An 8,407-nucleotide genomic window follows, 5' to 3' on the forward strand; every position below is an offset into this window, starting at 1 on the left:
CGACCACGTTGACGCCGAGGGTGCCCCACGGGAACAGGCTGGTGTGGCGGGACTGCACGGCGCGGTCGGTGAGGTAGCGCAGGGGAGCGCCGACCACGGCTCCCGCGAACACCAGGACGACGGTCATCGGCCGACCACCGCTCGCGTGAGCCGGACCCCGGCCGTGACGGCGGCCAGCGCCCCCACGACGGTGCCCGCGAGGTAGGCGAACGCGACGCCGACCGTGCCGGGGTGCAGCAGGCGGTGGACCTCCACCGCGTAGGTCGAGAACGTGGTGAACCCGCCGAGGATCCCGACCCCGAGGAACGGCCGGGCCAGGCGGTGGGCGGACCACACGTCGGTGACCAGCACCATCAGCACGCCGATGAGGAAGCAGCCCACCACGTTGATGGCGAAGGTGCCCCAGGGGAAGCGGTCCGGCGGGGTCGGGAGCAGCAGGCCCACGCCGTAGCGGGCCAGTGCGCCGAGACCGCCGCCGAGGGAGATCGCGCCGAGCAGGGCCGCGTCGACCGGTGGAGGAGGGTCGGGGGCCTCGCGCAGGTCGATGTCCGGGTCGATGTCCACACGGCTCCTACTCGTCTGCGGGCAGCGTTCACCCGTGAGTTGAGTAGGGACTGTTGGCAGCCGACCGGCTGCGGTTCTCCGAGGTCGGAACGGCGAGCCCCACCGCCGTCGCGGCCTACTGTACCGGTTCCGCCGAGTGGCGCAGCGCGAGGACCGTCCGGACCACGACCGTCGCCCACACCGCGACGAGCAGGGCGTAGAGCGCGGTCGCCGTGCCGGTGAACAGTCCGGAGTGGACCCGCGTCGCCAGGGCGTTGGTGCCGGACACGAGCGCGCCGAGCGGGAACGTGAAGCTCCACCAAGCCACCGAGAACGGCAGGCCCCGGCGCGCGGCGCGGAGGGTGAGGGCGGCGGCCAGCGCCAGCCACAGCAGCGCGAAACCCCAGACCGGGACGCCGTAGAACAGGCCGACCACCGCCCCCGCCGGTCCGTACGGCGCGGGCAGGACCGCGGCGGTCTCGTCGCCGAGCAGGGTCACGGCCGCGATCGACTGGCCCAGCGCGCCGAGGACGATCCACGTCGTCGGCACGCCCGCCGCCCCGATCTTGTGCTGGACGAGCCGCTGCCAGAGCTGCGGCAGGACGACCAGGGTGGCGAGCACGCTCACGCCCACCATCGCGGCGCACGCCAGCAGCATCCCCACCCGGAACTGGCCGTCCGGCAGGTGCCCGATCAGCGCCGCACCGCCCGCCGCGGACACCATCGGCGGCACCACCGGCAGGAGCCAGCCACCGAACGCGCTGCCGGGCGCGACGTCGAGCGTGGTCATCATCCGGTAGGGGATCCGGACCGCCGTGACCAGGCCGAGCGCGGTTCCCGCGGTCCACAGGGCCCAGTCGACGGCCAGGGCCGGACCGAGCCCGATCCAGTCCTTCCCGAGCAGCAGCGCACCCGCTCCGACGGTCACCAGGGCGATCGGCGGGGCTCCCCAGAACTGGGCCGGCACGGGATCGTCCGCGGGAACCTCGCGCCACCGCCGGGCCCAGGTCACGCAGAGCACGACCAGCAGGACCGCGGCACCCGCCCAGACGACCGTGGCCGCGCCGCGCAGGCCGGGCACCCCCAGGGTGGCGGCGGCGTTGGCGACGATCCCGGTGCCCATGACCGAGGTGAACCAGTTCGGGCCGAACGCGGTCCGCGGTGGGGCGGGGGCGAGCGTGATCGTCATGGCCGTGACTCTCCGTCCGGTCCGGCCGCCGGAGTAGACCCCGATCGCCGATGGAGGCATAGGCTGGGGTTATGCCCCTGTCCCCTCGGGTCGCCGACCTGACCAGCTTCGACCTGCTGCGCAGCGTCGCCGAGTTGGGCAGCATCGGTCGCGCCGCCCGCGCGCACGGCCTGTCGCAGCCCGCGGCGAGCGCCCGGCTGCGGCTGCTGGAGGACCACGTCGGCGTCCCGCTGCTGGAGCGCCTCGCGCGGGGCGCGACCCTGACGGCCGCGGGGGAGCTGGTCGTGAGCTGGGCCCGGTCCGCGCTCGACGGCGCGGCCGACCTGGAGGCGGGCATCGCCGCGCTGCGCGGGGGCCGCGACAGCCAGGTCCGGATCGCCGCCGCCGTGACGGTGGCCGAGTACCTCCTGCCGGGGTGGCTGGTCGCGTTGCGGAAGGTCGACCCGGACACCTCGGTCGCCCTCAGTTCCGGCGGCTCCGAGGAGATCGCCGGCCGGGTCCTGTCAGGCGCTGCGGAGATCGGGTTCCTCGAAGGCCCCGCCGTGCCGTCGGGGCTGCGGGCGTGCGAGGTCGCCCGTGACGAACTGGTGCTCGTGGTGGCCCCCGACCACCCGTGGGCCACCCGCCGTCGCCAGGCCCGTGCGGCGGACCTGGCGACGACACCGCTGGTCAGCTGCCTGCCGGGCTCGGGAGCGCGTGAGGCGTTGGAGGCCGCCGTGCGCGAGCAGGACGGCGGCGCGGTCGCCGCCCCGCTGCTGGAGGTGTCCTCGCCCACCGCGATCAAGTCGGCCGTGATCGGCGGCATCGGTCCCGCGGTGCTGAGCACCTACGCCGTGGTCGGCGAACTCGCGACGGGCGCGCTGGTGCGCGTCCCGATCGCGGGCCTGGACCTGACCCGGCGGCTGCGCGCGGTGTGGCCCAGCGGCCAGTCCCTGCGGGGACCGGCCCGCGACCTGCTGGCCATCGCGACGCGCGGCTGAGCGGTCAGCCGGGATCGAGCGCGACGCCGTTGGCCGCGGCGATGTCGAGCAGGAGTGCCGCCGCGTCGAGGTCTCCGTGACCGTGCTCGACCAGCCGCGCCAACGCCCCGCGCGTCACGGGTGTGAGGTCGAGGGTGACGCCGTGGGTCCGCGCGAGGGCGAGTCCCAGGTCGACGTCCTTGAGCAGCAGCGGCGCGGCGATGGCCGGGGTGAAGTCCAGCGAGGCCATGGCTTTCGCCTTGTAGTCGACGAACCGGCTGCCCAGCGCGCCCGCGCCGATGAAGTCCAGCACGTCGGTCCGGTGGATCCCCGCCGCCTCCGCCAGGACGCCGACCTCGGCCAGCGAGTGCAGGAGCACCGCCGCCACCAGGTTGTGCAGGATCTTGACGTGCCTGCTGAGCGCGCCGGGACCGGTGTGGACCAGCCTCGGGGCCATCGCGGCGAGCACCGGGCGCACCCGGTCGAACGCCGACCGCGTGCCGCTGACGATCATCGCCAGGCCACCGCCCGCGATCACCGACGGGCCGCCCGCGACCGGCGCGGCGAGCAGGTCGCCGCCCCGCTCCTGGAGCCGCGCGAGCACCTCCAGGGACACCTCCGCCGAGACGGTCGAGCAGTCGACCAGCAGGCCGGGGAGCCGGTCGTGCGCGAGGAACCCGTCGACGACGGTCCGCAGGTCGTCGTCGGTGCCCAGCATGGTGATCACCACGTCGCAGTCGGCGAGGTCGGCAAGGGACCAGGCCCGTTTCGCCCCGCGCGCGACCAGCCGGTCGGCCTTGGCCGCGGTCCGGCTGACCACCCGCAGCTCCCACGGTCCGTCCAGCAGCCGATCTGCCATCGGCTCGCCCATGTGCCCGATCCCGACGAAGCCCACCGACGTGGTCACGAGGTCGCCCCGGCGGTCGGCAGGGTCACGCCGTTCCAGTACCGGGTCCCGGCGACCAGCAGCTCGTCGGCGGGGAAGCGGGTGATGACCCGTGCGCCGTCCTCCTCCACGACGACCTCCTCCTCGATGCGGGCCGCGGACGTGCCGTCGGCGGTGGGCCAGTAGGTCTCCAGCGCGAACACCATGCCCTCCTGGATCTCCACGGGGTGGTCGAACGAGTGGTAGCGGCTCATCAGCGGCTTCTCCCACACCGACAGGCCCACGCCGTGGGCGTACTGGAGGCCGAACGCCTCCTCCTCGCTGGCGAAGCCGATGTCCTGCGCGGTGGGGAAGGAGGCGACGACGTCGGCGCTGCTGGCCCCCGGCCGGACCACGGCGATGGCCTGGTCGATGGCCTCGCGCGCCCGCCGGTACGCGTCGCGCTCCGCGGGCTTCGCGCTGCCGACGTTCATCGTGCGGTAGTAGCAGGTCCGGTAGCCCTGGAAGGAGTGCACGATGTCGAAGTACGCGGTGTCTCCCGGCCGGATCATCCGGTCGCTGAACACGTGCGGATGCGGGCTGCACCGGCCGCCGGAGATCGCGTTGACCGCCTCGACCTCCTCGCTGCCCAGCTCGTAGAGGGTCTTGTTGACCAGGGCGACGGCCTCGTTCTCCTTCACCCCGACCTGGAGGAACCGGTAGAGCTTCTCGTAGGCGGCGTCCACGAGCCCGGCGGACTGGTCGAGCAGCGCGATCTCGTCGACGGTCTTGATCTGCCGGGCGCGCATCATCACCGCCTGCCCGTCCACGACGTGCAGGCCCTCCGCCTCCAGGGCGCGCAGTTGCGGCAGCTCCACGACGTCGATGCCCAGCGGATCGTTGTGCAGCCCGTGCTCCCGCAGCACGGCGGCGATCTTGCGCGCGTTGCCCGCCTCCACGCCGACCTCGGTGTCGATCGCGCCGCGCCACGTCGACAGACCCGCGCGCCAGCTCTCCTCCGGCAGCCACGTCAGGTGCTCGCGGTGCAGCTTCGCCGACGACCCGATGTCCCACAGGATCGGCGCGTGGCCCCGCACGAGCAGGGTGGCGCGGAACAGCTTGTCGCGCGCCCAGTTCCCGATGTGCGTGCCCGTGGTGTAGCGGATGTTGTTCATGTCGTAGAGCAGGAGCGCGCCGAGGTCGCTCCGCTCGAGTTCGGCGAGCGCGCGGGCCAGGCGTTGCTCCCGCAGGCGGGAGTAGTTCACCCGGTTCTCCCAGTCGACGCTGAGGAACGTGCCGGGCGAGGCGATCGGGGTGGGGTCTGTGGCGGCCGCGCTGGGCGTCCACGGCTGGGCTTTGATCGAGGTCATGGGTCGCACTCCTTTGTGGACGGAAGGGGTTACACCGGGGAGAAGGCGCCCGCGACCTCGGCGACCTCCTCGGTGGTCGGAGGTGAGCCGGGCAGGGCCGCCGCGTCCCACACCGCGTCGACGACGTGCCGCGCGGACAGGCCGTAGCGGAGGAACAGCGAGCGGGCGGTGGCCGCCGCGCCGAACTCGTCGTGCACGCCGACGCGGCGCAGCGGACGGCCGAGCCCGGCTTCGGCGAGCACCTCGGCGACCGCGCTGCCCAGACCGCCGATCACCGAGTGGTTCTCGGCGGTCACCACGCAGTGCGCCGCGCCCGCCAGGGTGCGGACGGTGTCCGCGTCGAGCGGCTTGATCGTGGTCACGTTGGCCACGTGGACGACGACCCCCGCCGCGCGCAGGGTCGTCGCGGCACGCAGGGCGGCGGGCAGCATCATACCGCTCGCGAACACAACTGCGTCCGGTGTGGACGGTCGTGGATCCGGGTCCACCACGGCGATCCGGTCCAGGTCGAGCACGTGGCCGGGCTCGAAGACGGCGGGGATCTCGCCGCGCTTGAGGCGCAGGTAGACCGGGCCGGGGCGCTCGGCGACCGCCGCGACGGCCTGGGCGACCTCGCTCGCGTCGGCGACGTCCACCACGGTCATGTTCGGCAGGGCCCGCATGAGCGCCACGTCGTCGATGGCCTGGTGGCTGGGACCGCCGGGGGAGGACAGGCCGGGCATGAAGCCGACCAGCTTCACGTTCAGCGCCGGGTAGGCGACCTGCATCGCCACCTGCTCGTACGGGCGGCGGGTCGCGAAGACGCCGAAGGTGTTGACGAAGACCGTGTGGCCCTCCCTGGCCAGGCCGGAGGCCACGCCCACGACGTTCTGCTCGGCCATGCCGCCGTTGACGAACCGCGCGCCGAGGTCGGGGTGGTCGCGGAAGGCGTCGGTCTCGGTCTGCCGGGTCAGGTCGGCCCCGAGGCACACGACCTCCGGGTGGTCGAGGGCGTAGGCGACCAGCGCCCGGCCGTACGGCTTCGTGACGGTGGCGTACGGCGGCGCGGTGATCACGGCATCTCCCGAATGTGGTCAGGTGGCATAGCCAATTTGATGCCCGCGCGCGGCGGCGTGTCAAGGCCTGGGCGTTGACACGCCGCTGGCACGGAGTCAGGATGAAGTGGCTAAGCCAATTGGCCAATTTGGCGGAGGAACCCATGACGCGAACCGCCGTGACCCGCAGCTCCCGCCGCCGGTCCGACGAGGACCTGAGGCGGATGGCCTGGCGCGTCCGCCGCCACGCGCTCGACATGGTCGCGAAGGAGGGGTTCGGCTACCTCGGGCAGGCGCTGTCCAGCGCCGAGATCGCCGCCGTCCTCTACGGCGACGCGCTGGACCCCGACGTCGACCGGCTCGTCCTGTCGCCGGGGCACTACGCCATCACCCACTACGCGGCGTGCGCCGAGATCGGCCTGCTCGACGAAGCCGAGCTGGCGACGTACGGCGACGACGGCGGCAGGCTCGAGGCCATCGGCACCGAGCGGACCCCCGGCCTCGCCGCTACCTGCGGCTCACTGGGCCAGGGACTGTCGGTGGCGGCCGGGATCGCGCTGGCGCAGCGGCTCCAGGCCACGGGGAGGCGCACGTACGCCTTCCTCAGCGACGGCGAGATGGAGGAGGGCCAGGTGTGGGAGGCGGCGCTGTTCGCCGCGCACCACGGCCTTTCCGGGCTCACCGTCGTGCTGGACCGCAACAACAGCCAGGTCGACGGGGCCACCGAGTCGGTGACCACCCTCGAACCCGTGCCGGACAAGTGGCGGGCCTTCGGCTGGGCCGTGGTGGCGGTCGACGGCCACGACGTGGCCGCGCTGCGCGCCGCCGTGGAGGAGGTCCGCGCCGATCCCCGGCCGGGGATCGTGATCGCGTCCACGTGGACGCTGTCCGGCCTGGCCGACGTCATCCCGGACGAGGCGGACGGCCACTTCCTGAAGGTGAGCGCGGACCAGGTGGACCGCGCCCGAGTCCTGCTCGACGAAGCCGAGCGCACGGCCGCGCCCGTGCGAACCGTTGGGGTGAAAGGGGAGTGACCGGCGTGACGAAGTCCTACGCCATGCTCGTCGACGGCGAGTGGAGCCACGACGGGGAGCACGGGCGGACGGTGATCCACTCGCCCTACGACGGCGCGGTCGTCGCCGAGGTCCCCGTCGGCGGTGCGAAGGACGTGGACCGGGCCGTGGTCGCCGCCCGCGCGGCGCTCGACCGCGACGACCTGCCGAGGGCCGAGCGCATCCGGATCCTCGAGACGGCGGCCCGGCTGCTGGCCGAGCGGGCGGAGGAGTTCGCGCGGGTGATCGCCGACGAGTGCGCGAAGCCGATCAAGGCGGCGCGCGTCGAGGTCCGGCGCAGCTGCGACACCCTGGCGTTCGCCGCGGCCGAGGCGCGCACGCACGCCGGTGAGACGGTTCCGGTCGACGCGGTCGCGGCGGGCCAGGGCAAGATCGCGTTTACCGTCCGCGTGCCGATCGGGGTCGTCGCGGCCATCGCCCCGTTCAACTTCCCGCTGAACCTGGTGGTGCACAAGGTCGCGCCCGCCATCGCGGTGGGCTGCCCGGTCGTGCTCAAGCCCGCCTCGCAGACCCCGGTGTCCTCGCTGCTGCTGGCCCGGTTGCTGACCGACGCGGGCCTGCCGCCGGGGTGGTTGAACGTGGTCCCCGGCGGCGGCGCCCAGGTCGGCGGGCCGTTGGCGGTCCACCCGGACGTCGACTACGTGACCTTCACCGGCTCGCCCGAGGTGGGCTGGGGGATCGCGGCGGCGGCGCACCGCAAGAAGGTGGGGCTGGAACTCGGGTCCAACGCGCCGCTCATCGTGGACGCCGACAGCGATTGGGAGACGGCCGCGGCCAAGGCGGCGGTCGCCGGCTTCGTCCAATCGGGACAGTCCTGCGTGTCCACCCAGCGGATCTTCGTGCACCACGACGTCGCCGGGCCGTTCCTGGCGGCGCTGGTCGACGGCGTGGGCGAGCTCGTGGTGGGCGATCCGCACGACGAGCGCACCGACGTGTCGGCGTTGATCAGTCCGGGGGACGCCGTCCGCGTGCTGCGGTGGGTCCGGGAGGCCGAGGCGGGCGGCGCGACCGTGGTGGCGGGCGGGGAGCGCGTCGGCAACGCCGTCACGCCGACCGTGCTGACCGGGGTGACGCGGACGATGGACGTGCAGTGCCAGGAGGTGTTCGGGCCCGTCGTCACGGTCACCGAGTTCACCGACTTCGACGAGGCGATCGAGATGGCCAACGACTCCGACTTCGGCCTCAACGCGGGCGTGTTCACCCGCGACCTCGGCAAAGCCCTGCGCGCCACCAGGAAGCTGCACTACGGCAGCGTGTTCGTCAACGAGGTGCCGACCGCCCGCGCCGACCAGCAGCCCTACGGCGGCGTCAAGGACTCCGGCAACACGCGGGAGGGCCCGCGCTACGCCATGGAGGAGATGACCGAGCTGCGGC

Annotated in this window: 8 protein-coding genes; 3 read left to right on the forward strand and 5 right to left on the reverse strand. The window is 73.5% G+C overall.

The genetic code is table 11. The features are described 5' to 3' along the window. Window positions 1-123 precede the first annotated feature (123 nt). Together crcB and ACFWW9_RS44730 are read right to left on the reverse strand one after the other, a co-directional pair. Window positions 124-564, reverse strand: a complete 441-nt coding sequence (gene crcB, locus ACFWW9_RS44725; protein ID WP_390389506.1) for a fluoride efflux transporter CrcB — start codon at window positions 562-564, stop codon at window positions 124-126. A gap of 115 nt (window positions 565-679) precedes the next feature. Continuing rightward, entirely contained in the window at window positions 680-1,732 is a 1,053-nt protein-coding gene (locus ACFWW9_RS44730) for a TDT family transporter (RefSeq protein ID WP_390389508.1), read from the reverse strand. 71 nt (window positions 1,733-1,803) lie between these two features. On the opposite strand from ACFWW9_RS44730, the gene ACFWW9_RS44735 reads away from it, so the two are divergent. Then, window positions 1,804-2,712, forward strand: coding sequence for a LysR family transcriptional regulator (locus ACFWW9_RS44735; RefSeq protein WP_390389510.1), 909 nt, complete (start codon window positions 1,804-1,806; stop codon window positions 2,710-2,712). A 4-nt stretch (window positions 2,713-2,716) separates the two neighbouring features. On the opposite strand, the gene ACFWW9_RS44740 is transcribed toward ACFWW9_RS44735, so the two are convergent. The 3 genes from ACFWW9_RS44740 to ACFWW9_RS44750 are packed head-to-tail and all read right to left on the reverse strand — an operon-like array spanning window position 2,717 to window position 5,981. Next, the gene (locus ACFWW9_RS44740) at window positions 2,717-3,598 is read right to left on the reverse strand and encodes an NAD(P)-dependent oxidoreductase (protein WP_390389513.1); all 882 of its coding nucleotides are present in this window, start codon (window positions 3,596-3,598) and stop codon (window positions 2,717-2,719) included. After that, window positions 3,595-4,926 (reverse strand): M24 family metallopeptidase, encoded by a 1,332-nt coding sequence (locus ACFWW9_RS44745; protein ID WP_390389514.1) that lies wholly within the window; start codon window positions 4,924-4,926, stop codon window positions 3,595-3,597. The genes ACFWW9_RS44740 and ACFWW9_RS44745 overlap by 4 nt, the downstream gene beginning before the upstream one ends. A gap of 29 nt (window positions 4,927-4,955) precedes the next feature. Then, on the reverse strand, window positions 4,956-5,981 hold the full coding sequence (locus ACFWW9_RS44750; protein WP_390389516.1) for a transketolase family protein: 1,026 nt from the start codon (window positions 5,979-5,981) through the stop codon (window positions 4,956-4,958). A 143-nt stretch (window positions 5,982-6,124) separates the two neighbouring features. Between ACFWW9_RS44750 and ACFWW9_RS44755 the strand changes: the two genes are divergently transcribed. Both ACFWW9_RS44755 and ACFWW9_RS44760 read left to right on the forward strand, forming a co-directional pair. Next, entirely contained in the window at window positions 6,125-6,994 is an 870-nt protein-coding gene (locus ACFWW9_RS44755; protein WP_390389517.1) for a transketolase, read from the forward strand. Between the two features lie 5 nt (window positions 6,995-6,999). Then, on the forward strand, window positions 7,000-8,407 hold a 1,408-nt coding region (locus ACFWW9_RS44760), incomplete at its 3' end, for an aldehyde dehydrogenase family protein (RefSeq protein ID WP_390389520.1).

It is taken from the genome of Umezawaea sp. NPDC059074 (genome assembly GCF_042738955.1).
Taxonomy (GTDB): Bacteria; Actinomycetota; Actinomycetes; order Mycobacteriales; family Pseudonocardiaceae; genus Umezawaea.